Source organism: Silvania sp. (assembly GCF_051656365.1).
Classification (GTDB): Bacteria; Pseudomonadota; Gammaproteobacteria; order Enterobacterales; family Enterobacteriaceae; genus Enterobacter; species Enterobacter hatchlandensis.
The window spans coordinates 1-24,927 of the sequence record NZ_JBOGBT010000036.1 but is presented as its reverse complement, the minus strand read 5'-3'; the positions used below and the strand labels follow the sequence as shown (position 1 = coordinate 24,927).

The 24,927-nt window shown below is 54.5% G+C and carries 23 protein-coding genes and 5 tRNA genes; 3 read left to right on the top strand and 25 right to left on the bottom strand.

Going from position 1 to position 24,927, the window contains the following annotated elements; all coding sequences use genetic code 11:
* Window positions 1-137 precede the first annotated feature (137 nt).
* Window positions 138-890, top strand: a complete 753-nt coding sequence (gene gpmA / locus ACRDD5_RS07240) for a 2,3-diphosphoglycerate-dependent phosphoglycerate mutase (RefSeq protein ID WP_271281503.1) — start codon at window positions 138-140, stop codon at window positions 888-890.
* A gap of 65 nt (window positions 891-955) precedes the next feature.
* On the opposite strand, the gene aroG is transcribed toward gpmA, so the two are convergent.
* On the bottom strand, window positions 956-2,008 hold the full coding sequence (gene aroG, locus ACRDD5_RS07235; RefSeq protein WP_438676330.1) for a 3-deoxy-7-phosphoheptulonate synthase AroG: 1,053 nt from the start codon (window positions 2,006-2,008) through the stop codon (window positions 956-958).
* Window positions 2,009-2,329: 321 nt separating this feature from the next.
* Here aroG and ACRDD5_RS07230 point away from each other — a divergent pair, with 321 nt between their 5' ends.
* Both ACRDD5_RS07230 and zitB read left to right on the top strand, forming a co-directional pair.
* Window positions 2,330-2,740: a protein YbgS gene (locus ACRDD5_RS07230; protein ID WP_271281607.1), complete on the top strand. Its 411-nt coding sequence runs from the start codon at window positions 2,330-2,332 to the stop codon at window positions 2,738-2,740.
* 105 nt (window positions 2,741-2,845) lie between these two features.
* Window positions 2,846-3,784, top strand: coding sequence for a CDF family zinc transporter ZitB (zitB, locus tag ACRDD5_RS07225; protein ID WP_438676329.1), 939 nt, complete (start codon window positions 2,846-2,848; stop codon window positions 3,782-3,784).
* On the opposite strand, the gene pnuC is transcribed toward zitB, so the two are convergent.
* The 24 genes from pnuC to ACRDD5_RS07105 form a co-directional block, all read right to left on the bottom strand.
* The gene (gene pnuC, locus ACRDD5_RS07220) at window positions 3,781-4,500 is read right to left on the bottom strand and encodes a nicotinamide riboside transporter PnuC (protein WP_438676328.1); all 720 of its coding nucleotides are present in this window, start codon (window positions 4,498-4,500) and stop codon (window positions 3,781-3,783) included. The genes zitB and pnuC overlap by 4 nt on opposite strands.
* A 37-nt stretch (window positions 4,501-4,537) precedes the next feature.
* A complete protein-coding gene (nadA, locus tag ACRDD5_RS07215; protein WP_271281499.1) occupies window positions 4,538-5,581 on the bottom strand; it encodes a quinolinate synthase NadA in 1,044 nt (347 codons plus the stop codon).
* 304 nt (window positions 5,582-5,885) lie between these two features.
* Window positions 5,886-5,961 (bottom strand) — tRNA-Lys (locus tag ACRDD5_RS07210).
* A gap of 32 nt (window positions 5,962-5,993) precedes the next feature.
* Window positions 5,994-6,069 (bottom strand) — tRNA-Lys (locus ACRDD5_RS07205).
* A 144-nt stretch (window positions 6,070-6,213) separates the two neighbouring features.
* Window positions 6,214-6,289 (bottom strand) — tRNA-Lys (locus ACRDD5_RS07200).
* A gap of 2 nt (window positions 6,290-6,291) precedes the next feature.
* Window positions 6,292-6,367: transfer RNA gene (locus ACRDD5_RS07195), tRNA-Val, on the bottom strand.
* 14 nt (window positions 6,368-6,381) lie between these two features.
* Window positions 6,382-6,457 (bottom strand) — tRNA-Lys (locus tag ACRDD5_RS07190).
* Window positions 6,458-6,619: 162 nt separating this feature from the next.
* Complete coding sequence (gene cpoB / locus ACRDD5_RS07185) at window positions 6,620-7,414, bottom strand: cell division protein CpoB (protein WP_271281498.1); 795 nt, start codon at window positions 7,412-7,414, stop codon at window positions 6,620-6,622.
* A 9-nt stretch (window positions 7,415-7,423) separates the two neighbouring features.
* Entirely contained in the window at window positions 7,424-7,945 is a 522-nt protein-coding gene (gene pal, locus ACRDD5_RS07180) for a peptidoglycan-associated lipoprotein Pal (protein WP_106992384.1), read from the bottom strand.
* A 34-nt stretch (window positions 7,946-7,979) separates the two neighbouring features.
* On the bottom strand, window positions 7,980-9,272 hold the full coding sequence (gene tolB / locus ACRDD5_RS07175) for a Tol-Pal system beta propeller repeat protein TolB (protein ID WP_438676353.1): 1,293 nt from the start codon (window positions 9,270-9,272) through the stop codon (window positions 7,980-7,982).
* Window positions 9,273-9,406: 134 nt separating this feature from the next.
* Entirely contained in the window at window positions 9,407-10,744 is a 1,338-nt protein-coding gene (tolA, locus tag ACRDD5_RS07170) for a cell envelope integrity protein TolA (protein WP_438676327.1), read from the bottom strand.
* A gap of 37 nt (window positions 10,745-10,781) precedes the next feature.
* Window positions 10,782-11,210, bottom strand: coding sequence for a colicin uptake protein TolR (gene tolR, locus ACRDD5_RS07165; protein ID WP_271281496.1), 429 nt, complete (start codon window positions 11,208-11,210; stop codon window positions 10,782-10,784).
* Between the two features lie 3 nt (window positions 11,211-11,213).
* Window positions 11,214-11,906, bottom strand: coding sequence for a Tol-Pal system protein TolQ (gene tolQ / locus ACRDD5_RS07160; protein ID WP_271281495.1), 693 nt, complete (start codon window positions 11,904-11,906; stop codon window positions 11,214-11,216).
* Complete coding sequence (gene ybgC / locus ACRDD5_RS07155; RefSeq protein WP_006819080.1) at window positions 11,903-12,307, bottom strand: tol-pal system-associated acyl-CoA thioesterase; 405 nt, start codon at window positions 12,305-12,307, stop codon at window positions 11,903-11,905. The genes tolQ and ybgC overlap by 4 nt, the downstream gene beginning before the upstream one ends.
* 148 nt (window positions 12,308-12,455) lie before the next feature.
* Window positions 12,456-12,746, bottom strand: coding sequence for a cyd operon protein YbgE (gene ybgE, locus ACRDD5_RS07150; RefSeq protein ID WP_438676326.1), 291 nt, complete (start codon window positions 12,744-12,746; stop codon window positions 12,456-12,458).
* Entirely contained in the window at window positions 12,746-12,859 is a 114-nt protein-coding gene (gene cydX / locus ACRDD5_RS07145) for a cytochrome bd-I oxidase subunit CydX (RefSeq protein WP_271281493.1), read from the bottom strand. The genes ybgE and cydX overlap by 1 nt, the downstream gene beginning before the upstream one ends.
* Window positions 12,860-12,873: 14 nt before the next feature.
* Window positions 12,874-14,013 carry a cytochrome d ubiquinol oxidase subunit II gene (gene cydB, locus ACRDD5_RS07140; protein WP_271281492.1) on the bottom strand — a complete coding sequence of 380 codons (1,140 nt, stop codon included), beginning with the start codon at window positions 14,011-14,013 and terminating at the stop codon, window positions 12,874-12,876.
* Window positions 14,014-14,028: 15 nt separating this feature from the next.
* Window positions 14,029-15,597, bottom strand: coding sequence for a cytochrome ubiquinol oxidase subunit I (gene cydA, locus ACRDD5_RS07135; protein ID WP_271281491.1), 1,569 nt, complete (start codon window positions 15,595-15,597; stop codon window positions 14,029-14,031).
* Between the two features lie 733 nt (window positions 15,598-16,330).
* A complete protein-coding gene (gene sucD, locus ACRDD5_RS07130; RefSeq protein ID WP_032617085.1) occupies window positions 16,331-17,200 on the bottom strand; it encodes a succinate--CoA ligase subunit alpha in 870 nt (289 codons plus the stop codon).
* Window positions 17,200-18,366, bottom strand: coding sequence for an ADP-forming succinate--CoA ligase subunit beta (gene sucC / locus ACRDD5_RS07125; protein ID WP_142488718.1), 1,167 nt, complete (start codon window positions 18,364-18,366; stop codon window positions 17,200-17,202). The genes sucD and sucC overlap by 1 nt, the downstream gene beginning before the upstream one ends.
* A gap of 86 nt (window positions 18,367-18,452) precedes the next feature.
* Window positions 18,453-19,676, bottom strand: a complete 1,224-nt coding sequence (gene odhB, locus ACRDD5_RS07120; RefSeq protein WP_271281490.1) for a 2-oxoglutarate dehydrogenase complex dihydrolipoyllysine-residue succinyltransferase — start codon at window positions 19,674-19,676, stop codon at window positions 18,453-18,455.
* A 14-nt stretch (window positions 19,677-19,690) separates the two neighbouring features.
* Entirely contained in the window at window positions 19,691-22,498 is a 2,808-nt protein-coding gene (gene sucA, locus ACRDD5_RS07115) for a 2-oxoglutarate dehydrogenase E1 component (protein WP_271281489.1), read from the bottom strand.
* A 231-nt stretch (window positions 22,499-22,729) separates the two neighbouring features.
* The gene (locus ACRDD5_RS07110; protein WP_271281488.1) at window positions 22,730-23,446 is read right to left on the bottom strand and encodes a succinate dehydrogenase iron-sulfur subunit; all 717 of its coding nucleotides are present in this window, start codon (window positions 23,444-23,446) and stop codon (window positions 22,730-22,732) included.
* A 15-nt stretch (window positions 23,447-23,461) separates the two neighbouring features.
* On the bottom strand, window positions 23,462-24,927 hold a 1,466-nt coding region (locus tag ACRDD5_RS07105; RefSeq protein ID WP_438676325.1), incomplete at its 5' end, for an FAD-binding protein.

Below are 24,927 nucleotides of genomic sequence, written 5' to 3'. Positions count from 1 at the left end.
ACCCCTCATTCACAAGCATCTTACACTGCGACACTATTTTCGCTATGGTTAGGGTTAAGCGTTGCCCGCGGCACGGCTGCGGCAATATAATGAGAATTGTTATCATTCAAATAATGCTTGATTTGGAGGAGTAAGATATGGCTGTAACTAAGCTGGTTCTGGTGCGTCATGGCGAAAGCCAGTGGAACAACGAAAACCGTTTTACCGGTTGGTATGATGTTGACCTGTCCGAGAAAGGCGTAGGTGAAGCGAAAGCAGCAGGCAAACTGCTGAAAGATGAAGGCTTCAGCTTCGATTTTGCTTATACCTCCGTGCTGAAACGTGCCATCCACACCCTGTGGAACGTTCTTGACGAACTGGATCAGGCCTGGCTGCCGGTTGAGAAATCCTGGAAACTGAACGAGCGTCACTACGGTGCACTGCAGGGTCTGAACAAAGCCGAAACTGCAGAGAAATACGGTGACGAGCAGGTTAAGCAGTGGCGTCGTGGTTTTGCGATCACCCCACCAGAGCTGACCAAAGATGACGAGCGTTTCCCAGGCCACGACCCGCGTTACGCATCACTGACTGACGCAGAGCTGCCAACCACTGAGAGCCTGGCGCTGACTATCGATCGCGTTGTGCCTTACTGGGAAGAAACCATTCTGCCACGCCTGAAAAGCGGTGAGCGCGTGATCATCGCTGCTCACGGTAACTCCCTGCGTGCGCTGGTGAAGTACCTGGACAAAATGGGCGAAGACGAAATCCTCGAGCTGAACATCCCAACCGGCGTACCGCTGGTGTATGAGTTCGACGAAAACTTCAACCCAATCAAGCGCTACTATCTGGGTAACGCGGACGAGATCGCGGCGAAAGCGGCGGCCGTTGCAAACCAGGGTAAAGCCAAGTAATAAAAAAGCCCGGTCGCGATGACCGGGCCTTAAGTACGCGATGCCGGATAACCTCCGGCATTTTTTTAGCCGCGACGGGCTTTTACCGCGCTCGCCAGCTGACGCAGTACCGTTTCAGTATCGTCCCAGCCGATGCAGGCATCGGTCACGCTTTTACCGTAAACCAGCGGCTCGCTGCCTTCCAGATTCTGATTACCTTCCACCAGATGGCTTTCGATCATCACGCCGATAATCGCCTTTTCGCCGCCCGCAATCTGCTGGCAAACGTCAGACCCAACGTCCATCTGCTTTTTGTACTGCTTGCTGGAGTTGGCGTGGCTGAAGTCGATCATCACCTGCGGAGCAAGACCGGCGTTATCCAGACCCGCCTTCACTTCTGCGACGTGTGCTGCACTGTAGTTCGGCTCTTTACCGCCGCGCAGGATGATATGGCAATCGCCATTCCCGCTGGTGTTCACAATCGCGGAGTGACCCCATTTGGTCACGGAGAGGAAGCAGTGCGGCGCCCCGGCGGCGTTAATGGCGTCGATAGCCACTTTGATGGTGCCGTCGGTACCGTTCTTGAAGCCAACCGGACAGGAAAGGCCGGACGCCAGCTCGCGGTGCACCTGGGATTCAGTGGTACGCGCGCCAATGGCACCCCAGCTCATCAGGTCTGCCATGTACTGCGGGGTGATCATGTCGAGGAACTCACCCGCCGCCGGCAGGCCGCTGTCGTTAATATCCAGCAGCAGCTTACGCGCGATACGCAGGCCATCGTTGATCTGGAAGCTGTTATCCATATGCGGATCGTTAATCAGCCCTTTCCAGCCCACGGTGGTGCGCGGCTTTTCAAAGTAGACGCGCATGACAATTTCCAGCTCATCCTTCAGCGTCTCACGCAGCGTCAGCAAGCGCGTCGCGTACTCTTTTGCCGCAAGTGGATCGTGAATCGAGCACGGACCGATCACCACTAACAGACGATCGTCATTTCCTTTCAGGATCTTGTGGATCGCTTTACGGGCATGGGACACGGTGTTAGCAGCATTTTCGGTGGCGGGAAACTTCTCAAGGAGCGCTACAGGGGGTAATAACTCATTGATCTCTTTGATACGTAAATCGTCATTCTGATAATTCATCTTCTTTCCAGCGTTGGCATACTTTTATAGTTGAATGCAATGCTTTCAATCTAACTGCTCAGTCAGGAAGTGTAAACGCCCTTTTACACTGCAGGCAGATAAATCCTGGAATTCACTTAAAAAACCCCACAAAGTAGCGAAAAACGAGATCCGCCCTAAACTTTTTAACTGTATACACTGCATTTATTTATTTTATCGCGATTCCATACTGACCTAAGTTTGGATCGCGGCATCTTTGACCACTGAGCAGCATGTCGATTTCGCATATGCACTGTGGAAACAAGTTATCCAGAACATAACGACCAGAACAGGAGCAGCATGATGAAAATGACTAAACTCACCACCCTTTTCCTGACAGCAACCCTTACCCTGGCGAGCGGCGCTGCGCTGGCGGCCGATCAGACACAAGGTTCTGAAAACGGCAATGGTCAGGCTAATGCCGCCGCAGATGCCGGCGCATTAGCACCTGATGCACACCAGAACCTCGCCCCGAACAATGTTGATAACAGCCAGATCAACACCGGCAGCGGTACGGGGACCGGCACGAGCACTGGCGGGACCATGCTTCATCCGAATGGCACCAACTCCACCATGGATAACCATGACGGCATGACCAAAGATGAAGTGCATAAAAACTCGATGTGTAAGGACGGTAAATGTCCGGACATGAACAACAAAGTCGATAACACCAGTACCGATGCCGAACGTAAAACGGATGGCACCTCCCAGTAATGACGGGTGAATAAGTGACAAAGGAGAGCGCTGGCTCTCCTTTCTTTTTTGTGCAAAATGTTAAAAACTCTACACTTACAATAATAATGCATCAGGACATTTTTCATGGCGCACACCCACTCACACGCTCCTTCTTCGCAGGATCAAAATGCTAAGCGGTTAATGCTGGCATTCGGCATCACCGCCTCCTTTATGGTTATCGAGGTGATTGGCGGGCTGATTTCCGGCTCACTGGCGCTGCTGGCCGACGCCGGACATATGCTGACGGATGCCGCTGCGCTGCTGTTTGCCCTACTGGCGGTCATCTTTTCCCGCAAGCCGCCGAGCGGGGGCCGTACCTTTGGCTGGCTGCGCCTGACCACCCTCGCCGCCTTCGTTAACGCCATTGCGCTGGTGGTGATCACCGTTATCATCGTCTGGGAGGCCATTCAGCGCTTCCTGCAACCCCAGCCAGTCGCTGGCGTCACCATGATGGTGGTAGCCGTTGCCGGACTCATTGCCAATATCGCGGCCTTCTGGATTTTGCACCGGGGCAGTGAAGAGAAAAACCTCAACGTGCGCGCTGCGGCGTTACATGTACTCGGGGATCTGCTGGGCTCGGTGGGGGCGATTATTGCCGCGCTGGTGATCCTCTGGACGGGCTGGACGCCGGTGGACCCGATCCTCTCAGTGCTGGTGTCGTGTCTGGTGTTACGCAGCGCCTGGCGCTTGCTGAAGGAGAGCGTGAATGAGTTGCTGGAAGGGGCGCCCTCATCGCTTGATATTGCGGCGCTAAAGCGCAATTTGAATCGCTCCATTCCTGAAGTACGCGACGTACATCATGTCCACGTCTGGATGGTCGGGGAGAAACCGGTGATGACCCTGCATGTACAGGTGATCCCGCCGCACGACCATGATGCATTACTGGGACGTATCCAGCACTTTCTTGAGGATCAGTACGCGATTTCGCACGTCACAATCCAGATGGAATATACCCCCTGTCAGGGACCAGACTGCCACCTCAACGAGGCGCAGGCCGGTCACGCCCATCATCACCACCATTAGCTGGAAAGCGCGTGAGAACCCCGTTCCCGCGCGCTGTTAATCCACATCCGACTGCCGTTAAGCGCGATAAAGGTGAGGATCAGATACTCCAGCGACATGGCATAGACGCCCTGCAGAGCGAAGATCACGACGCTTATCACATTGATGATCACCCATAGCAGCCAGTTTTCGACGTATTTGCGGGTCATCAGGATCATCGCTGCAATCGACAGCACCATCATGCAGGAATCCCAGAACGGGAAGGCGTCAGGCTGCAGCTGCGGCATAGTGACGTTCAGCCCGAGGCTGGTCATTACCGTGACCGCCACCCGCGTCAGGAACGCGAATACCGGGTTGATAAAGACGGTCATCAGGCCGATGGCCACCACGCAGGCAGCCAGCCACGCCATCGCCTTTGGCAACGGTAGCCAGCGGATCTGCAGTTCGGCCTCCTGCTGACTGTTCTGCCGTGACCAGGCGTACCAGCCATAAATATTGGCGACAAAGAAGAAAAGCTGCAGCAACAGGCTGGCGTACAGCTGAATCTGAAAGAAGATAATCGCAAAGAGCGTAACGTTCACCAGGCCAAACGCGTAGTTGACGATCTTCTCCAGACTGGCAAGCCAGATGCAGAGCAGACCCGCGATCGTCCCTACGGCTTCAATCCATGATAAATCATAGCCGCCAGCGCCAATCGGTATATGAACCAGAATGTTTTGCGTGCTAAAAAAATCCATCTCTTCTCCTGAGCGTAACGTTACGCATTAGCGTTGCTTAAGGACGTAGTGTAGCCGCAAAATCCAGCATCCGGTTAAGCGGAATTAACGCCCCTTCTCGCAGCGCGGCGTCGACCTGTATCTCATGCGCTGCCCCGCCTGACTCCAGCCCCTCAGCAATCGCTTTAAGACCGTTCATGGCCATCCACGGGCAGTGCGCACAGCTGCGACAGGTCGCCCCCTCGCCTGCGGTCGGCGCTTCCAGCAGCTCTTTATCCGGCACCGCCTGCTGCATCTTGTAGAAGATCCCACGATCGGTGGCGACGATCAGCTGACGATGGGGCAGCGTTTTCGCCGCGCTGATCAACTGGCTGGTTGAACCTACCGCATCGGCCATGTTGACGATCGCCTGTGGTGATTCAGGGTGAACCAGAATGGCGGCATTCGGATAAAGCCCCTTCATGCGCTCCAGCGCCTGGGTTTTGAACTCGTCATGCACGATACAGGCCCCCTGCCAGCAGAGGATATCCGCGCCGGTTTGCTTCTGAACATAGTTGCCCAGATGCTTGTCCGGGGCCCAGATGATTTTCTCGCCCAGACTGTCGAGGTGTTCAATCAGCTCGACGGCGATGCTCGAGGTCACGACCCAGTCGGCGCGGGCTTTCACTGCCGCTGAGGTATTGGCATACACCACCACCGTTCTGTCCGGATGGGCATCGCAGAAGGCGGTGAATTCGTCAATCGGGCAGCCCAGATCGAGGGAACACTCCGCGTTGAGGGTCGGCATCAGGATGGTTTTTTCCGGACTGAGGATTTTTGCCGTCTCGCCCATAAAACGCACCCCGGCAACCAGCAGCGTCGAGGCCGGATGCCGCGCGCCAAAGCGCGCCATTTCCAGTGAATCTGAAATACAGCCGCCGGTCTCTTCCGCCAGCTGCTGAATCTCAGGATCGGTGTAGTAATGCGCGACCATCACCGCATCACGCTCTTTGAGCAGGCGCTTGATCTTCTCACGGTAAAACTGCTTTTCGTCGTGGCTCAACACAGCGGGCTTCGGCGGGAAGGGATAGATTGCGGCTTCAGGATCAAACATCACACTCATTATGGCTTCTCGTTTTACTGGCTTAACAAGTTTGCCGTTATTTTTGGGTGGAAACCAAAGTAATGGCAATTGTGTTTTATATACTAAACAAGATAGCGAATGTGAGGGTGAAAGTCACTCCAAATGCGTGCGGGTAGCATTTGCCGACGTGATGAGACAGAAATAACAAATAGCAAAAAGGCGCCTTTAGGGCGCCTTTTTACATTGGTGGGTCGTGCAGGATGACTCGGCTTCGCCTCGCCCTTCGGGTCGTTGCTAAAGCAACGCTATCCTTCACGTTTAACATCCGAATACGATATTAAATTGGTGGGTCGTGCAGGATTCGAACCTGCGACCAATTGATTAAAAGTCAACTGCTCTACCAACTGAGCTAACGACCCCTTGCGGGATTTACTGCTTTTACTTTTCAGGCTGGTGGGTCGTGCAGGATTCGAACCTGCGACCAATTGATTAAAAGTCAACTGCTCTACCAACTGAGCTAACGACCCATTCGGGTGTTGCCTGAAATTTTACTCGGTACCAATCTAATGATTGGTGGGTCGTGCAGGATGACTCGGCTTCGCCTCGCCCTACGGGCCGTTGCTAAAGCAACGTTATCCTTCACGCTTAATACCTGAGTCAGATATTAAAATTGGTGGGTCGTGCAGGATTCGAACCTGCGACCAATTGATTAAAAGTCAACTGCTCTACCAACTGAGCTAACGACCCAATGGTGGGTGATGACGGGCTCGAACCGCCGACCCCCTCCGTGTAAAGGAGGTGCTCTACCAACTGAGCTAATCACCCTTTGAAGCTTTTAGTGGTGGGTCGTGCAGGATTCGAACCTGCGACCAATTGATTAAAAGTCAACTGCTCTACCAACTGAGCTAACGACCCACTATTTTTGCCGCTTTTGGGCTGTTCGATATCCCTTGGCAACGGCGGCATATATTACTGATTTCAGAATTCAGCGCAACTAAAATTTTGAGGAAGATCACCTAACTGCTTATGAATTATGCGGCAAGACCAGAAAAAAGACGATTTCTGGTCATCCGGCAATCATCCCATCGCAGAAAGGCGTTTTTGCGCCTGTTTTGCACCTTCGGTACCTGGGAACTTACTGACGACCTGCTGGAACACGGCTTTCGCTTTCGCGGTGTCGCCTTTGTCCTGCATGATCACCCCAACCTTAAACATCGCATCAGGGGCTTTAGGCGATTTCGGGTAATTTTTTACCACCGAGGCAAAATAAAACGCGGCATCGTCTTTTTTACCCTTGTTGTAATTCAACTGTCCCAGCCAGTAATTGGCATTGGGCTGATAGGTTGAATCAGGGTATTTCTTCACGAACGCCTGGAACGCCGCCATAGCATCGTCCTGGCGCGATTTATCCTGCACCAGGGCAATAGCTGCGTTGTAGTCAGTATTCGCATCACCGCTCTGTACAGGCGCACCTGTAGAGGCTGATGCGTCAGCCGGTGGCGTTGCTGTTGCCCCAGCAGCGCCGCTTTGATCCCCTGTTGCCGGTTGCGCTGATGCGCCGCCACTGTTCAGGTTATCAATTTGCAGCATGATCTGCTTCTGACGCTCCACAACCTGATTGAGCTGATACTGACTTTCCTGGATCTGTCCACGAAGAGAGTCGATATCGGTCTGATTATCAGAGAGTTGTTGCTGGAGTTGGGTTAAAAGCTGACTGTGAGCGTTAGAAATACGCTCAAGTTGGGTGACGCGGTCTTCGACCGAGCCGGAGCCGACACTACTGATTGGTGCCTGAGCAAAAGCGGCCCAGGGGGCCGCTATACCAACCAGTAACGACAGACTCATAAGATGATGTCTGAAGTTACTGTTCATGCGATTCTCTTAGTAAACCAGTACAGCGCGACGGTTTTTAGAGTAAGCCGCTTCGTCGTGGCCCAGAACTGCTGGTTTCTCTTTACCGTAAGAAACGATGGAGATCTGGTCAGCAGAAACGCCTTTACCCTGCAGGTACATTTTAACCGCGTTAGCACGACGCTCGCCCAGGGAGATGTTGTACTCAGGGGTACCGCGTTCGTCCGCGTGACCTTCTACGGTCACTTTGTAAGACGGGTTGCTACGCAGGAAGTTAGCGTGAGCATCCAGCATCGCAGCGAAGTCAGAACGGATGTCGAACTTGTCCAGATCGAAGTAAACAATGTTGTTCTGCTGCAGCTGTTGCATCTGAAGACGCGCTTGCTCTTCAGAAGACATATTGCCATTGGCGTTAGCGTCCATACCGGTGCCGGCACCCATCATGCCTTCGCCGCTCTGGTCGTTGCTTGCGTTCTTGTTAGAAGAACACGCTGCGATTGCCATAACAGGCAGAGCGATCATCAGCCCTTTCAGCACTTTGTTCAGTTGCATTTCTATGATTCCTTTATTATTCAATTAATTATTATTACAGGTACGGCGACCAGGCAGGTGATTTTACCTGTCCATCAGTTGCCGGAATACGCGCTTTGAAACGCCCATCGGTAGAAACCAGATTCAGCACGGATCCCATCCCCTGAGAAGAGCTGTAGATAACCATAGTGCCGTTAGGTGCCAGACTTGGCGTTTCATCCAGGAAGGTTGACGATAAAACTTGCACGCCACCACCCCCCAGATCTTGTTTGGCAATGTGCTGCTGACCACCGGCCGAGCTGACCATTACCATAAATTTACCGTCAGCACTGACGTCAGCATCCTGGTTCTGTGAACCTTCCCAGGTGATACGCTGCGGAGCACCGCCGTTAACATTAACTTTATACACTTGCGGACGACCGGCCTGGTCAGAGGTAAACGCCAGGTTCTGGCTGTCCGGGAACCAGGTTGGTTCGGTGTTGTTGCTGCGACCATCAGTGACCTGGCGGATCTGGCCGGAGCCGATATCCATCACGTACAGGTTCAGGCTACCGGTTTTCGACAGGGCAAACGCCAGTTTGGAACCGTCAGGCGAGAACGCCGGTGCGCCGTTGTGACGTGGGAATGAAGCAACCTGACGCACTGCGCCATTCGCCAGTGTCTGGATAACCAGCGCAGAACGCCCGCTTTCGAAGGTAACGTAAGCCAGTTTAGAGCCGTCCGGAGACCAGGACGGTGACATCAGCGGCTGTGGTGAACGGTGAACGGTGAACTGGTTGTAACCATCGTAGTCAGACACGCGCAGTTCATACGGGAACTGACCACCGTTGGTCTGCACAACGTAAGCGATACGGGTACGGAAAGCGCCTTTAATGCTGGTCAGCTTCTCGAACACTTCATCACTGGCGGTGTGACCGGCATAGCGCAGCCACTGCTTGTTCACTTTGTAGCTGTTCTGCGCCAGTACGGTACCCGGTGCGCCACCGGTGTCTACCAGCTGGTAGGCCACGGTGTAACCGCCGTCCGCGTTCGGGGTAACCTGACCCACGACCACGGCATCAATACCCAGCGCAGACCATGCTGCAGGCTGCAACTCGGCGGCAGTGCCCGGCTGCTGCGGCAGACGAGAACGGTCTAACGGATTAAATTTACCGCTGTTACGCAGGTCAGCAGCAACGATGCCACCCACGTCTTCAGGTGCTGCACCAGGGCCTGCCCACTGGAACGGAACCACGCCAATCGGACGCGCCGAGTCCACCCCTTGGGTGATCTCGATACGCACTTCTGCGTGCAGCACGGCTGCCCACAGCATAAAGAAACTTACTGCAACACGTAATGCCTGCTTCATCATGTCTCCCATACCCGGGTAACCTTACCCGCGATAATTTAGCAGAATGTTAACAAACTCAATTCGACAAAACTACCAGAACTCTGTGACTCTAACCGGGTCTATTTTCCCCGTTTGCACGGGGAAAATATAACTTATGGCTTGAAGTCCAGTGGTGCGTTTTTGAACGTTTCAAACACAGCCTGAGAAGGCGGTTTCGGGAACTTAGTCATCCTGCTGGTTGCAGACAGCATCTGCTGACAGAATGCCGGATCGCCACCCTCTTGCTTGACGCTAAGGATAGTCCCATCCGCGCTCAGATTGACGCGTAACGTACAGGTTTTCCCCTGGAAGCTATCCCAGTCGTACAGATGCCCACGAATGGCGGCCTGAACCTGTGCAATATACGAGGCAATCTCCGCCTGAGATGCACCGCCCTGCCCCGGCTTACTTCCTTTAGCAGGAGAAGCACCCCCTGCGCTACCGCTGTTGCTGCCTTTCGGCGCATTCTTACCTGAACTTAAATCACCGAACAGGTCGTCAACGTCCGACGCGGCCGCTTTTTCAGCAGCCGCTTTCTTGGCTGCGGCGGCTTTACCGGCAGCGGCTTTTTCAGCAGCAGCCTTGTCAGCAGCGGCTTTCTTGTCGGCGGCAGCTTTTTCTGCAGCAGCGGCTTTTTTATCAGCAGCTGCTTTTTCTGCTGCAGCGGCCTTTTTATCAGCCGCGGCTTGTTCAGCAGCCGCTTTGTCCGCAGCGGCTTTTTCTGCTGCTGCAGCCTTTTTAGCCGCCTCGGCAGTGGCTTTCTTCTCAGCCTCCTGAGCCGCTTTTTTGGCGGCGTCAGCTTCGGCTTTTTTCTGCGCGTCAGCAGCGGCTTTTTTAGCAGCCTCTGCTTCTACTTTCTTCTGTGCATCAGCAGCGGCTTTCGCGGCTGCAGCTTCCGCGACTTTTTGCGCATCGGCGGCCGCTTTTTTCGCAGCTTCAGCGGCTTGCTTCGCAGCATCGGCTGCTTGCTTCGCCTGCGCATCAGCCTGCGCTTTTGCGTCCGCTGCCGCTTTCGCTGCAGCTTCTTCCGCCTGCTTTTGCTGCTCCTGCGCTTTCTTCGCCGCGGTTTCAGCCTGCTTCTGCTGCTCCGCCTGCTCTTTCGCCGCTTCCTGGGCCTGCAAACGATCTTTCTCGAGCTGCTTCAGACGTTCCTGCTCGGCGGCCTGCTTTTCACGCAGCTCTTCCGCTTGCTGTTGCGCCTGTTTTTCGCGTTGCTCTTCAGCACGTTTTGCACTCGCCTGCTGTTGCTGCTGACGGTTATAGTTCTGCACCACCGCACCGGGATCGACCATCACGGCATCGATGGATGAACCGCCTCCTCCGCCCGCAGCAGCATCCATATGCTCATCGAACGAACTCCAGATCAGTGCCGCAAAAAGAATGATATGCAGCACGGCAGAGACAATTATCGCCCGTTTAAGCTTATCGTTTTGTTCGGTTGCCTTTGACACTATGGGTTCCCAAAAACTCTGTTGTGTACGCAGATGATCAAATAGGCTGCGTCATCAAGCCAACTGACTTGACGCCTGCGCTATGCAACAGGTTCAGCGCTTTAATGATTTCATCGTAAGGCACGTCTTTAGCACCACCGATCAAGAAGACCGTTTTCGGATCCGCCTGCAGACGTCGTTGCGCTTCGGCAATGACCTGCTCCGGCGGCAGTTGATCCAGACGATCTTTTTCAACCACCACGCTGTACTGCCCTACTCCGGAAACTTCAATGATAACCGGTGGGTTGTCATTGCTGCTTACGGCCTGGGATTCTGTCGCATCCGGCAGATCAACCTCAACGCTCTGCGTAATGATTGGCGCTGTTGCCATGAAAATCAGCAGCAACACCAGCAAAACGTCCAGCAGCGGTACAATGTTGATTTCGGACTTTAGTTCACGACGACCCCGTCCACGCTGTCTGGCCATGGTTTACCCCTTGTTGCTCTCGGTGCTGGTAAACGCCTGGCGGTGCAGAATCGCGGTGAACTCTTCCATAAAGTTGTCGTAATTCAGTTCCAGTTTGTTCACACGCTGGTTCAGGCGGTTATACGCCATAACCGCTGGAATGGCGGCGAACAGACCAATAGCGGTCGCGATCAGCGCTTCTGCGATACCCGGTGCCACCATTTGCAGCGTCGCCTGTTTTACCGCACCCAGGGCGATAAAGGCATGCATGATCCCCCAGACGGTACCAAACAGACCGATGTACGGACTGATGGAACCCACGGTGCCGAGGAACGGAATATGCGTTTCCAGCGTTTCCAGCTCACGGTTCATTGAGATGCGCATGGCACGTGCCGCCCCTTCAACGACCGCTTCAGGCGCATGGTTGTTGGCACGGTGCAAACGGGCGAACTCTTTAAAGCCGCTATAGAACATTTGCTCGGAGCCGGAAAGGTTCTCACGGCGTCCCTGGCTCTCCTGGTACAAACGTGAAAGTTCGATACCAGACCAGAACTTATCTTCAAAGGCTTCCGCTTCACGGGTTGCCGCATTGAGGATACGGGTTCTCTGGATGATGATGGCCCAGGATGCGATTGAAAAGCCAATCAAAATGAACATGATAAGTTTAACCAGAAGGCTAGCCTTCAGGAACAAATCAAGGATATTCATGTCAGTCACTGCTTAAACTCCGCGACAATAGACTTAGGAAGCGCACGAGGCTTCATGATGAGTGGATCAACACAAACAATCAGGACTTCAGCTTCGTTCAGTACCTGGTTCTCTGCATTGACGATCCGCTGCGTGAAAACCAGTGAGGTTCCGCGCATTGATGTTATTTCCGTTTGGACTTCGAGCATATCGTCGAGTCTGGCAGGTGCAAAATACTCCAGCGTCATCTTGCGTACCACGAAGGCAACGCGCTCCGCCAACAAAACCTGCTGGCTGAAGTGATGATGGCGCAGCATCTCAGTGCGTGCCCGTTCATAAAAAGCAACGTAGCTGGCGTGATAAACCACACCACCGGCATCAGTGTCTTCGTAGTAGACACGAACCGGCCATCGAAACAGCGTTGTATTCACTTTACATCCCGGTAATGCAACAAAAGTTAGCGCTTTTAAACGTCGTTACTATACGCGCGGGAAAGGTGGTTTGGAATGGGAGAAGGTAAACGGAGAGTAAATATTTATGGGCCAGGGTAAGCCCATAATTTTAACGGATGATTCTTATTCAGTTGAAAAAGAAAATCAGACCGACCAGTAAAATGATATCGGCAATCAGCGGACAGAAGATGCCCTGCCAGTGAACGGCTTTCGGACGAAAACCTACGCCGTGGATCACCCCGGCACAGACCGCCCACATCATGAGGAAGCCGTGCCAGATTTCCAGCTCGCTGGTCTTCGCCGCAAAGCGCGACGGATCCCAGAAGATACAACCCGCCAGCAGTAAGGCCATCACTAAGGAAAGCGCCCTTAACGGGCGCTTGTCCATTACCGCATACAACGTTGCGATAATATTCATCAGTGTTTTTCTTCACCTGCTTTAGCCGCTTCCACGTGCTCAAGCGCCAGGGCGGTAATCACTCCAAATGCACAGGCCAGAAGCGTTCCTAAAATCCATGCGAAATACCACATATTCAGCTCCTTCCTTAATACATAGAGTGGGTATTGCTTTCGATATGTTCTTTCGTGATACGACCGAACATTTTCCAGTAACACCAGGCGGTGTAGGCCAGAATAATCGGTACGAACACGGCCGCCACGAAGGTCATCAGATTCAGCGTCATCTGGCTAGAGGTGGCATCCCACATGGTCAGGCTCGCATTCATCATGGTGCTGGAAGGCATCACGAACGGGAACATCGCGATACCGGACGTCAGGATGATGCACGCCAGCGTCAATGAAGAGAAGACGAACGCCCATGCGCCTTTTTCCATGCGAGAGGTCAGCAGGGTCAGCAGCGGCAGCACAACGCCCAGTGCAGGGATAGCCCACAGCGCTGGCATGTTATTGAAGTTCACCAGCCATGCACCAGCCTGACGCGCCACTTCTTTGGTCAGCGGGTTCGACGGCGCAGCGTGGTTAATCGCCGAGGTCACGACATAACCGTCGATGCCGAACATCACCCAGACGCCAGCCAGTGCGAAGCCCACCAAGGTAACCAGCGCCGCAACCTGAGAAACCGCACGAGAGCGCAGATGAAGTTCGCCCACGGTACGCATCTGCAAATAGGTCGCGCCCTGGGTCAGGATCATCGCCACGCTGACGACACCTGCCAGCAGACCAAACGGGTTCAGCAGCTGGAAGAAGTTGCCGGTGTAGTACAGGCGCATATATTCATCGAGGTGGAACGGCACGCCCTGCAGCAGGTTGCCGAACGCCACGCCAATCACCAGCGGCGGCACGAAGCTGCCGATGAAGATGCCCCAGTCCCACATGTTGCGCCAGCGTGGATCTTCAATCTTCGAGCGGTAGTCAAAGCCTACCGGACGGAAGAACAACGCGGCCAGCACCAGAATCATCGCCACGTAGAAACCAGAGAATGCCGCGGCATAAACCATTGGCCAGGCCGCGAACAGCGCGCCGCCAGCGGTGATCAGCCACACCTGGTTACCGTCCCAGTGCGGGGCGATGGAGTTAATCATAATTCGACGCTCGGTATCATTACGACCGAGGAAGCGGGTGAGCATGCCCACCCCCATGTCGAAACCGTCAGTGACCGCAAAACCAATCAGCAGAATACCGATCAGTAGCCACCAGATAAAACGCAATACTTCATAATCGATCATTTGACGACTCCTGTCTTAGCGTGCCGGCTGAGAAGCCACGGTGGACTGCTCGTAGTGGTAGCGACCGGTTTTCAGGCTGCTTGGACCAAGGCGTGCGAATTTGAACATCAGGAACAATTCAGCCACCAGGAACAGGGTGTACAGACCGCAAATCAGCAACATCGAGAAAATCAGATCGCCGGCTGTCAGAGACGAGTTCGCCACAGCGGTTGGTAGTACCTCACCGATCGCCCATGGCTGACGGCCATACTCTGCAACAAACCAGCCGGACTCGATGGCGATCCACGGTAATGGCATACCATACAGCGCCGCACGCAGCAGCCACTTACGCTGGCCGATACGGTTACGAATCACCGACCAGAAGGAGGCGCCAATGATCAACAGCATGATGATGCCGCAGCCAACCATGATACGGAAAGCAAAGTACAACGGCGCCACGCGTGGAATCGAGTCTTTGGTTGCCATTTGAATTTGCGCTTCCGTCGCGTCAGAGACGTTCGGGGTATAGCGTTTCAGCAGCAGACCGTAACCCAGGTCCTTCTTCACGTCGTTAAACTGATCGCGTACGGACGGGTCGGTGGTACCTGAACGCAGTTGCTCCAGCAGGGAATAAGCTTTCATCCCGTTACGGATACGTTCTTCATGCTGCACCAGCAGATCTTTCAGTCCGATAACCGGCGTGTCCACAGAGCGGGTGGCAATGATGCCCAGCGCGTAAGGGATCTGAATCGCAAAGTGGTTTTCCTGCGCATCCTGGTCAGGAATACCAAACAGGGTGAACGCCGCCGGAGCCGGTTGGGTTTCCCATTCGGCTTCGATAGCGGCCAGTTTGGTTTTCTGCACGTCACCCATTTCGTAACCGGATTCATCACCCAGCACGATAACGGAGAGGATTGCCGCCATACCAAAGCTTGCAGCGATGGCGAAAGAGCGTTTTGCAAAGGCGAAGTCACGGCCACGCAGCATGTAGTAGGCGCTGATGCCCAGCACGAACATCGCGCCGCAGACATAGCCAGACGCCACAGTGTGAACGAATTTCACCTGGGCGACCGGGTTCAGCACCAGTTCGGAGAAGCTGACCATCTCCATACGCATGGTTTCGAAGTTGAAGTCAGACGCGATCGGGTTCTGCATCCAGCCGTTGGCCACCAGGATCCACAGTGCGGACAGGTTGGAGCCCAACGCGACCAGCCAGGTCACCGCCATGTGCTGAACTTTACTCAGACGATCCCAGCCGAAGAAGAACAGACCTACAAAGGTGGATTCGAGGAAGAAGGCCATCAGACCTTCAATGGCCAGCGGCGCACCGAAGATATCCCCGACGTAGTGGGAATAGTAGGACCAGTTAGTTCCGAACTGGAACTCCATGGTCAGGCCGGTTGCCACACCCAGAGCGAAGTTGATACCAAACAACTTGCCCCAGAATTTGGTCATATCTTTATAAATCTGTTTGCCGGAAAGGACGTACACCGTTTCCATGATGGCCAGCAGGAACGCCATACCGAGCGTCAGTGGCACAAACAGGAAGTGGTACATCGCGGTCAAGGCAAACTGTAAGCGCGACAGTTCGACTACATCTAACATCATGACTCCTTGCTCATCGCATGAAGACTCCGAGAATGAACCCCGTTAGAAAGGATTCACACACATGCCCCAATACAAAAGTTATCAGCACCCTTTCTTCTTTACTTCATCTTCGCAGGAGGAAAAAGCCATGATGAAAGGTTACAGATGCGTTAATAAAAAACTCAAATTGATCCCGCAAATATATTACGCTGCAAAGCCCTTACAATAAACAGGTTTTTATTGAAAGAGATTGACGTTTTACGACGGTGATCAACATATAGCGAATTTATCACTTTTCGACCAGTTTGATCGGGAACAATTTAACGTCTTTTGAAGCCCTTTTCCAGGCATTAAATATTGATATAAATCAATCTTGAGCCGTGGTGTTAAAGGTGTTTCTTGATGGTAAATCTGATGATTTTTTTGTTAACTTTATGTTGGCGTTATGCGCCAATGGTTATTGAATCAGCTCTGAAATATAAATAAAGGTGATTTAAATTAACGTGAGGTGGGCGAAGTATTTTAATAAAAGGCAAACCATTAAGCGTAGTAACTTACCAGCAAGTTTCCAGTTTGCTTATATCTGAAGTTTTAATAACAAATATTTTACTTTTAATTCCATTAGACTTAACACCGCACTGTTATCATTTTGTTAGCGGGCAAAAATAAAAAAAGGCCACCTTACGATGGCCAACCATGTCGAAACAGACATTATTATGTCAAAGCTCCCCGCACGGGGAGCAGAGAGGATTTACTTAATGATGGATTTCAGCGCTTCGCCGATATCCGCCAGGCTGCGAACGGTTTTCACGCCTGCTGCTTCCAGCGCTGCGAACTTCTCGTCCGCAGTGCCTTTGCCGCCCGCGATGATAGCGCCCGCGTGGCCCATACGTTTGCCTTTCGGCGCCGTTACACCGGCGATGTAGCCTACAACCGGTTTGGTAACGTGATCTTTAATGTACGCAGCCGCTTCTTCTTCTGCGCTACCGCCGATTTCACCGATCATCACGATGGCTTCAGTCTGCGGATCTTCCTGGAACAGCTTCAGGATGTCGATGAAGTTAGAGCCCGGGATCGGGTCGCCGCCGATGCCCACACAGGTGGACTGGCCGAAACCGTAGTCGGTGGTCTGCTTAACCGCTTCATAGGTCAGCGTACCGGAGCGGGAAACAATGCCCACTTTGCCCGGCTTGTGAATGTGACCCGGCATGATGCCGATTTTACATTCGCCTGGGGTGATCACACCTGGGCAGTTCGGGCCAATCATGCGTACGCCTGCTTCATCCAGCTTCACTTTCACGGTCAGCATATCCAGCGTCGGGATGCCTTCGGTGATGGTGATGATCAGTTTGATGCCTGCGTCGATCGCTTCCAGAATGGAGTCTTTACAGAACGGAGCCGGAACGTAGATAACGGTCGCGGTAGCGCCTGTCGCTTCTACAGCTTCACGCACGGTGTTGAACACCGGCAGGCCCAGATGCGTGGTGCCGCCTTTGCCTGGGGTGACGCCGCCAACCATTTGCGTACCGTATGCAATCGCCTGCTCAGAGTGGAATGAACCCTGGCTGCCGGTAAAGCCCTGGCAGATGACCTTCGTGTCTTTATTAATTAAAACGGACATTATTTCCCCTCCACTGCGGCAACTACCTGCTGAGCGGCATCCGTCAGACTTTTCGCTGCAATAATATTCAGGCCGCTGTCAGCCAGTTTTTTCGCGCCGAGTTCAGCGTTGTTACCTTCCAGACGCACCACCACCGGGACGTTAACGCCCACTTCTTCTACCGCACCGATGATACCGTCAGCGATCAGGTCGCAACGCACGATGCCGCCGAAGATGTTAACCAGAACGGCTTTGACGTTGTCATCGGAGAGAATGATTTTGAAGGCTTCGGTTACGCGCTCTTTGGTTGCGCCACCGCCTACGTCGAGGAAGTTGGCCGGCTCACCGCCGTGCAGCTTAACGATGTCCATGGTGCCCATTGCCAGGCCCGCACCGTTAACCATGCAACCGATGTTGCCATCGAGTGCCACGTAGTTCAGTTCCCACTGTGCAGCCTGCGCTTCACGTGGATCTTCCTGAGACTGGTCGCGCATTTCGCGCAGATCCGCCTGGCGGAACAGCGCATTGCCGTCAGCGCCCAGCTTGCCGTCGAGGCAGATCAGATCGCCCTGCTTAGTGATCACCAGCGGGTTGATTTCGATCAGCGCCAGGTCGCGCTCCAGGAAGATGTTTGCCAGACCCATGAAGATCTTAGTGAACTGCTGAACCAGCTTGCCTTCCAGACCCAGTTTGAATGCCAGCTCGCGTCCCTGGTAAGGCATTGGGCCTGCCAGCGGATCGATAGCCACTTTGTGGATCAGGTGCGGGGTCTCTTCCGCCACTTTTTCGATTTCCACGCCGCCTTCGGTAGAGGCCATAAACACCACGCGACGGGAGCTACGGTCTACCACTGCGCCGAGGTACAGTTCTTTTGCAATGTCGGTCGCCGCTTCAACCAGGATCTGGTTAACCGGCTGGCCGCTTGCGTCTGTCTGGTAGGTCACCAGACGTTTGCCCAGCCAATGCTCAGCAAATGCGCGGATCTCTTCTTTACTGTTAACGACCTTCACACCACCCGCTTTACCGCGGCCACCAGCGTGAACCTGACATTTAACAACCCAAGGACCCGCGCCGATTTTTGATGCGGCTTCTTCTGCTTCACGTGGGGTATTGCAGGCATAACCCACCGGAGCCGGTAAGCCATACCGGGCAAACAGCTGTTTAGCCTGATATTCATGTAAGTTCATGTGTTCTATCCATCCTTCAGGGTAATCGTGAGGTCATGCTTTTATAGGCCCGGCTGACAACGCGCCGCCGGGCAAGACTACGAAAACTATACGTCCAGCAGCAGACGGGTCGGATCTTCCAGCAGCTCTTTAATTGCCACCAGGAAGCCCACGGACTCGCGGCCATCGATCAGACGGTGATCGTAAGAGAGCGCCAGATACATCATCGGCAGGATCTCGACTTTACCGTCAACCGCCATCGGACGATCTTTGATGGCGTGCATGCCCAGGATGGCGCTCTGCGGTGGGTTGATGATCGGGGTAGACATCAGCGAACCGAATACGCCGCCGTTGGTAATGGTGAAGTTACCGCCGGTCAGATCTTCAACGGTCAGCTTGCCGTCGCGGCCTTTCAGTGCCAGCTCTTTAATGCCTTTCTCAACGTCCGCCATGCCCAGGGTATCCACGTCACGCAGAACCGGGGTCACCAGGCCGCGCGGGGTAGATACCGCCATGCTGACGTCGAAGTAGTTGTGATACACCACATCTTCGCCATCGATAGAGGCGTTAACTTCCGGGTAGCGTTTCAGCGCTTCAACAACCGCTTTGACGTAGAAGGACATAAAGCCCAGACGGATACCGTGACGTTTCTCAAACGCGTCACCGTACTGCTTACGCAGGTCCATGATTGGCTTCATGTTGACTTCGTTGAAGGTGGTCAGCATCGCGGTGGAGTTTTTCGCTTCCAGCAGACGCTCAGCCACACGCTTACGCAGACGAGTCATCGGAACGCGTTTTTCGCTGCGCGCGCCCAGAGCAGGCTGTGCAGTCGGAGCTGCTGCAGCCGGGGCTTTAGCTTCGGCTTGCGCCGGGGCTTTAGCCAGATGTTTATCCACATCTTCACGGGTCAGACGGCCGCCAACGCCGGTGCCTTTAATGGCCGCCGCGTCAAGGTTGTGCTCTGCCAGCAGGCGACGGATCGCCGGGCTCAGGGCATCGTTGTTCTGCTCGGACAAAGAAGCCTGCTGGCGCTGGGCCGGCGTAGACGCTTTCTCTTCAGTTTTTGCGCTGGACTCTTTGCCCGCGCTGTTGCCTTCACGCAGGCGACCGAGGATCTGGCGAGAGGTCACGGTAGTGCCTTCATCTTCCAGGACTGCATCCAGAATGCCATCCGCCGAAGCCGGTACTTCCAGTACCACTTTGTCAGTTTCGATTTCTACCAGCACTTCGTCACGCTTGACGACATCGCCCGGTTTTTTGTGCCAGGTCGCAACGGTTGCATCGGCAACGGACTCAGGCAGGTCGGGAACAAGAATATCTACGCTACTCATTATTTATCCTTTAATTAATCGACGTTCAGCGCGTCATTGACCAGATCTTGCTGCTGCTTCTGGTGAACGGACATATATCCTACCGCCGGAGAGGCAGAGGCCGGGCGACCTGCGTAACGCAGAGCGGACCCAAATGGAATCACTTCACGGAAATGATGCTGGCTACAGTACCATGCGCCCTGGTTGAGGGGCTCTTCCTGGCACCAGACAAAATCATGCACGTGAGCATAAGGTTTTAACGCTTCCTGCATCGCCTGATGCGGGAACGGATACAGCTGCTCGATACGCACAATAGCGACATCTTTCTGGCCATTCTTGCGACGCTGCTCCAGCAGATCGTAATAAACCTTACCAGAACACATCACCACGCGTTTCACCGCCTGCGGATCCAGGTCATCAATCTCGCCAATCGCTGGCATGAAGGTGCCGTTTGCCAGCTCATCCAGCGTAGACACGGCTAACGGATGACGCAGCAGTGATTTCGGAGACATCACCACCAGCGGACGGCGCATCCCGCGCAGCGCCTGACGACGCAGCATGTGATAAACCTGTGCCGGGGTAGACGGAACACAAACCTGCATGTTCTGCTCGGCGCACAGTTGCAGATATCGCTCGAGACGGGCGGAGGAGTGCTCCGGGCCCTGCCCTTCATAGCCGTGCGGCAGCAGCATCGCCAGGCCACACATACGGCCCCACTTCTGCTCGCCGGAGCTGATGAACTGGTCGATAACCACCTGCGCACCGTTGGCAAAGTCACCGAACTGCGCTTCCCAGATGGTCAGGGTGCGCGGTTCTGCGGTGGCGTAACCGTATTCGAATGCCAGCACCGCTTCTTCAGACAGCACGGAGTCCCAGACCTTGAACTGGCCCTGACCGTTATGCACGTGCTGCAGCGGGGTGTAGGTTGAACCGTTGGTCTGGTTGTGCACCACGGCGTGACGGTGGAAGAAGGTGCCGCGGCCCGCATCTTCGCCCGACAGACGCACCGGAATGCCTTCGTCAACCAGTGTTGCGTAGGCCAGGTTTTCTGCACCGCCCCAGTCAAACAGCTTCTCGCCAGCCGCCATCGACTGACGGTCAGTGTAGATTTTCTGCACACGGGACTGCATTTCGATAGCTTCTGGTACGGTGCTGATGCGTTTCGCCAGCTCCTGCAGACGCTTCATCTCGACCTTGTTCGGGTAGCTCTCATCCCAGTCGTGGTTGAGGTACGGCGACCAGGTAAAGGAGTGCATGTTCATCGGTCGCAGCTCTTTCACCACACATTCGCCTGCATCCAGCGCGTCACGGTACAGATTGACCATCTCGGTCGCATCTTCCAGCGTGACGATCTTGTCCGCTTCCAGCTTGTCAGCATAGATTTTGCGCGGAGTCGGATGCTTTTTGATTTTCTGGTACATCAGTGGCTGAGTTGCACTTGGCTCGTCCGCTTCGTTATGGCCATGACGGCGGTAGCAGAAGAGATCGATAAGCACATCACGCTTAAAGGTGTTACGGAAGTCCAGCGCCAGACGGGTAACAAATGCGACCGCTTCCGGGTCATCCGCATTCACGTGGAAGATCGGCGCCTGCACCATTTTACCAATGTCGGTGCAGTACGGGGTGGAACGCGCATCCAGCGGATTCGAGGTGGTGAAGCCCACCTGGTTGTTGATCACGATGCGAACGGTACCGCCCACTTCGTAACCCCGCGCTTTGGACATGTTCAGCGTTTCCTGAACCACGCCCTGACCGGTGATCGCCGCATCACCGTGAATGGTGATTGGCAGCACTTTATTGCTGCTTGGCTCGTCCAGACGGTCCAGACGCGCGCGCACGGAGCCGATAACGACCGGGCTGACGATCTCAAGGTGCGACGGGTTAAACGCCAGCGCCATGTGAACCAGGCCGCCTTTAGTTTCGATATCCGATGAGAAGCCCATGTGGTACTTCACGTCACCGGTACCGAGGTGTTCTTTATGTTTGCCCGCGAACTCGTCGAACAGATCCTGCGGCTTTTTACCCAGCACGTTGATCAGTACGTTCAGACGACCACGGTGCGCCATACCCAGCACCACTTCACGGGTGCCGCTGTTGCCCGCATGGCGGATCAGCTCTTTCAGCATCGGCACCAGCGCATCGCCGCCTTCCAGCGAGAAGCGTTTTGCCCCCGGGAATTTGGCGCCAAGGTAGCGCTCCAGCCCTTCAGCTGCGGTCAGTTCGTTGAGGAAGCGTTTCTTCTCATCGGCATTGAAGGTGGATTTACCGGCAACCGACTCGATGCGCTGTTGGATCCAGCGTTTCTCTTCGGTTGAGGTGATGTGCATGTATTCCGCACCTATCGACCCGCAGTAGGTTTGCTTCAGCGCTTCCAGCAGTTCGCCCAGCTTCATCGTGTCTTTGCCGATAGCGAAAGAACCCACGTTGTAGCTGTCCTGGAAATCAGCTTCGGTCAGATCGTGATAAGCCGGGTCTAAATCCGCCACGCGCTCCTGCTGCCACAATCCCAGTGGATCGAGGTTCGCATGCTGATGGCCGCGGAAACGATAGGCGTTGATCAGCTGCAGGACTTTAACCTGCTTCGCGTTGGTGTCAGGGTCAGAAATGGCGGAAGAGTAACGTGAGGCATCCTTCGCCAGACGACGGAAATAATCACGTGTTTTGGAATGGAATTGATCCGGTTTGACTCCCGTTCCAGGTAACTGCTGGAACATGGAACGCCAGTTAGCGTCCACTGAGTCAGGATCGGTTAAGAAGTCTTCATAGAGCTGCTCAATCCAGCTTTGGTTCGCACCAGAGAGGAAAGAAGAGTCCAGCCAGGCTTTCATTGCGCCGTTCTGCATCGTGATCCCTTAAGCATGTTTATGCTTATTTCGCCGTAGAAACTACCACGTACACCGCGTGTACGTGCCGGGGTTCACCTGCGAGCTCTTGTGCGGCCCGCGAAGGAACCTTTAGAAACTGTCTGGACTTCAGAGTAGTTCAGGGCAGTTTTTAAAGGTTTCTGCAATCTATCCCCTCTCCCCTGTGGGGAGAGGGTCTGGGTGAGGGGAAACGCGCTCCCCTCTTGTTACTCAGGCACTGCGCTGCAACAGCATCGACTTAATGTGGCCGATGGCGCGCGTCGGGTTCAGCCCCTTCGGACATACACTGACGCAGTTCATGATGCTATGGCAGCGGAATACGCTGAAAGCATCACTCAGCCCTTCAAGACGGCTGTCGGTTTCGGTATCGCGGCTGTCAATCAGGAAGCGATACGCGGCCAGCAGACCAGCCGGGCCGACAAACTTGTCCGGGTTCCACCAGAATGACGGGCAGGACGTCGAACAACATGCACAGAGAATACACTCATACAGGCCATCGAGTTTTTCACGCTGCTCGGGCGACTGCAAATGCTCACGAGCGGGTGGATTTTGCCCATTATTCAACAAGTAAGGCTTAATCTTCTCATATTGTGCATAGAATTGCCCCATGTCCACCACCAAATCGCGCACCACTGGCAGGCCAGGCAGCGGGCGAATGACGATTTTCTGACCGGCACGCTGGAGCGCGGAGATCGGGGTGATACAGGCCAGACCGTTTTTGCCATTCATGTTCAGACCGTCGGAGCCACACACCCCTTCACGGCAGGAACGACGAAATGACAGTGTCGGATCTTTTTCTTTCAGCTGCATTAAGGCATCCAGCAGCATCATGTCACGGCCTTCTTCCGCTTCCAGGGTGTAATCCTGCATATGCGGAGCGTCATCTACATCCGGGTTATAACGATAAACTGAGAATTCGAGTTTCATTATCCTGTCTCCGCATTAGTAAGTACGAATCTTCGGCGGGAACGCCGGACGCAGTTTCGGTTCCATGTTGACTTCACGTCGCGTCATGGATTCCGACTCTGGCAGATACAGGGAATGACACAGCCAGTTTTCATCGTCCCTTTCCGGGAAGTCGAAGCGGCTATGCGCGCCACGGCTTTCGGTACGGAAGTTTGCAGAGACCGCTGTTGCAAAGGCGGTTTCCATCAGGTTATCCAGCTCCAGGCACTCGACGCGTTGGGTGTTGAATTCGCTGGAGGTGTCGTCCAGACGGGCATTTTTCAGACGCTCGCGGATCACTTTCAGTTCTTCAAGCCCTTTCGCCATCGCATCACCTTCGCGGAATACCGAGAAGTTGTTCTGCATGCACGCCTGCAACGCTTTGCGGATTTCCACCGGATCTTCGCCGTTACGGTTACCGTTCCAGCGATTAAGACGTTCAAGAGAGGCCTCAATATTGGCTTCCGTGGCATCACGCAGGTCGCCCTGTTCGGCGATGGATTCCTGCAGATGCAGACCGACTGCACGACCAAACACCACCAGGTCGAGCAGCGAGTTACCGCCCAGACGGTTGGCACCGTGAACCGATACGCAGGCAATTTCACCTACCGCGAACAGGCCCGGGATCACCACGTCTTCGCCCTGCTCGTTCACGGTCAGCGCCTGGCCGCTCACTTTGGTCGGAATTCCGCCCATCATGTAGTGGCAGGTTGGGATAACCGGAATCGGCTCTTTCACCGGGTCAACGTGAGCAAAGGTACGGGACAGCTCCAGGATGCCCGGCAGGCGGGATTCCAGAACCTCTTTACCCAGATGGTCGAGCTTCAGTTTGGCATGCGGGCCCCACGGACCGTCGCAGCCGCGACCTTCACGGATTTCGATCATGATGGAACGTGCCACCACGTCACGACCCGCCAGGTCTTTCGCATTCGGGGCATAACGCTCCATAAAGCGCTCGCCGTGTTTGTTCAGCAGGTAGCCACCTTCCCCGCGACAGCCTTCTGTCACCAGCACGCCCGCACCGGCGATACCGGTTGGGTGGAACTGCCACATCTCCATATCCTGCACCGGCACACCAGCGCGGATCGCCATACCGACGCCGTCACCGGTGTTGATGTGGGCGTTAGTGGTGGACTGGTAAATACGGCCTGCGCCGCCGGTCGCCAGCACGGTGGCGCGGGCTTTGAAGTAAACCACTTCACCGGTTTCGATACACAGGGCGGTACACCCGACCACTGCGCCATCTTCGTTTTTAACCAGATCCAGCGCATACCACTCGGAGAAGATGGTGGTGTGGTTTTTCAGGTTCTGCTGGTACAGCGTGTGCAACAGCGCATGACCGGTACGGTCTGCCGCTGCCGCAGTACGTGCCGCTTGCTCACCGCCGAAGTTCTTCGACTGGCCGCCAAACGGACGTTGATAAATTGTGCCATTGTCGAGGCGAGAGAACGGCAGCCCCATGT

Excerpts from the sequence above, each read along its gene's own strand:
- cpoB (WP_271281498.1), bottom strand. The coding sequence starts at position 7,414 with ATGAACAGTAACTTCAGACATCATCTTATGAGTCTGTCGTTACTGGTT.
- ACRDD5_RS07110 (WP_271281488.1), bottom strand. The coding sequence starts at position 23,446 with ATGAAACTCGAATTCTCAGTTTATCGTTATAACCCGGATGTAGATGAC.
- zitB (WP_438676329.1), top strand. The coding sequence starts at position 2,846 with ATGGCGCACACCCACTCACACGCTCCTTCTTCGCAGGATCAAAATGCT.
- aroG (WP_438676330.1), bottom strand. The coding sequence starts at position 2,008 with ATGAATTATCAGAATGACGATTTACGTATCAAAGAGATCAATGAGTTA.
- pal (WP_106992384.1), bottom strand. The coding sequence starts at position 7,945 with ATGCAACTGAACAAAGTGCTGAAAGGGCTGATGATCGCTCTGCCTGTT.
- sucD (WP_032617085.1), bottom strand. The coding sequence starts at position 17,200 with ATGTCCGTTTTAATTAATAAAGACACGAAGGTCATCTGCCAGGGCTTT.
- nadA (WP_271281499.1), bottom strand. The coding sequence starts at position 5,581 with ATGAGTGTGATGTTTGATCCTGAAGCCGCAATCTATCCCTTCCCGCCG.
- cydA (WP_271281491.1), bottom strand. The coding sequence starts at position 15,597 with ATGTTAGATGTAGTCGAACTGTCGCGCTTACAGTTTGCCTTGACCGCG.
- sucA (WP_271281489.1), bottom strand. The coding sequence starts at position 22,498 with ATGCAGAACGGCGCAATGAAAGCCTGGCTGGACTCTTCTTTCCTCTCT.
- pnuC (WP_438676328.1), bottom strand. The coding sequence starts at position 4,500 with ATGGATTTTTTTAGCACGCAAAACATTCTGGTTCATATACCGATTGGC.
- ACRDD5_RS07230 (WP_271281607.1), top strand. The coding sequence starts at position 2,330 with ATGAAAATGACTAAACTCACCACCCTTTTCCTGACAGCAACCCTTACC.
- cydX (WP_271281493.1), bottom strand. The coding sequence starts at position 12,859 with ATGTGGTATTTCGCATGGATTTTAGGAACGCTTCTGGCCTGTGCATTT.
- odhB (WP_271281490.1), bottom strand. The coding sequence starts at position 19,676 with ATGAGTAGCGTAGATATTCTTGTTCCCGACCTGCCTGAGTCCGTTGCC.
- gpmA (WP_271281503.1), top strand. The coding sequence starts at position 138 with ATGGCTGTAACTAAGCTGGTTCTGGTGCGTCATGGCGAAAGCCAGTGG.
- ybgE (WP_438676326.1), bottom strand. The coding sequence starts at position 12,746 with ATGAATATTATCGCAACGTTGTATGCGGTAATGGACAAGCGCCCGTTA.
- sucC (WP_142488718.1), bottom strand. The coding sequence starts at position 18,366 with ATGAACTTACATGAATATCAGGCTAAACAGCTGTTTGCCCGGTATGGC.
- tolB (WP_438676353.1), bottom strand. The coding sequence starts at position 9,272 with ATGAAGCAGGCATTACGTGTTGCAGTAAGTTTCTTTATGCTGTGGGCA.
- tolR (WP_271281496.1), bottom strand. The coding sequence starts at position 11,210 with ATGGCCAGACAGCGTGGACGGGGTCGTCGTGAACTAAAGTCCGAAATC.
- cydB (WP_271281492.1), bottom strand. The coding sequence starts at position 14,013 with ATGATCGATTATGAAGTATTGCGTTTTATCTGGTGGCTACTGATCGGT.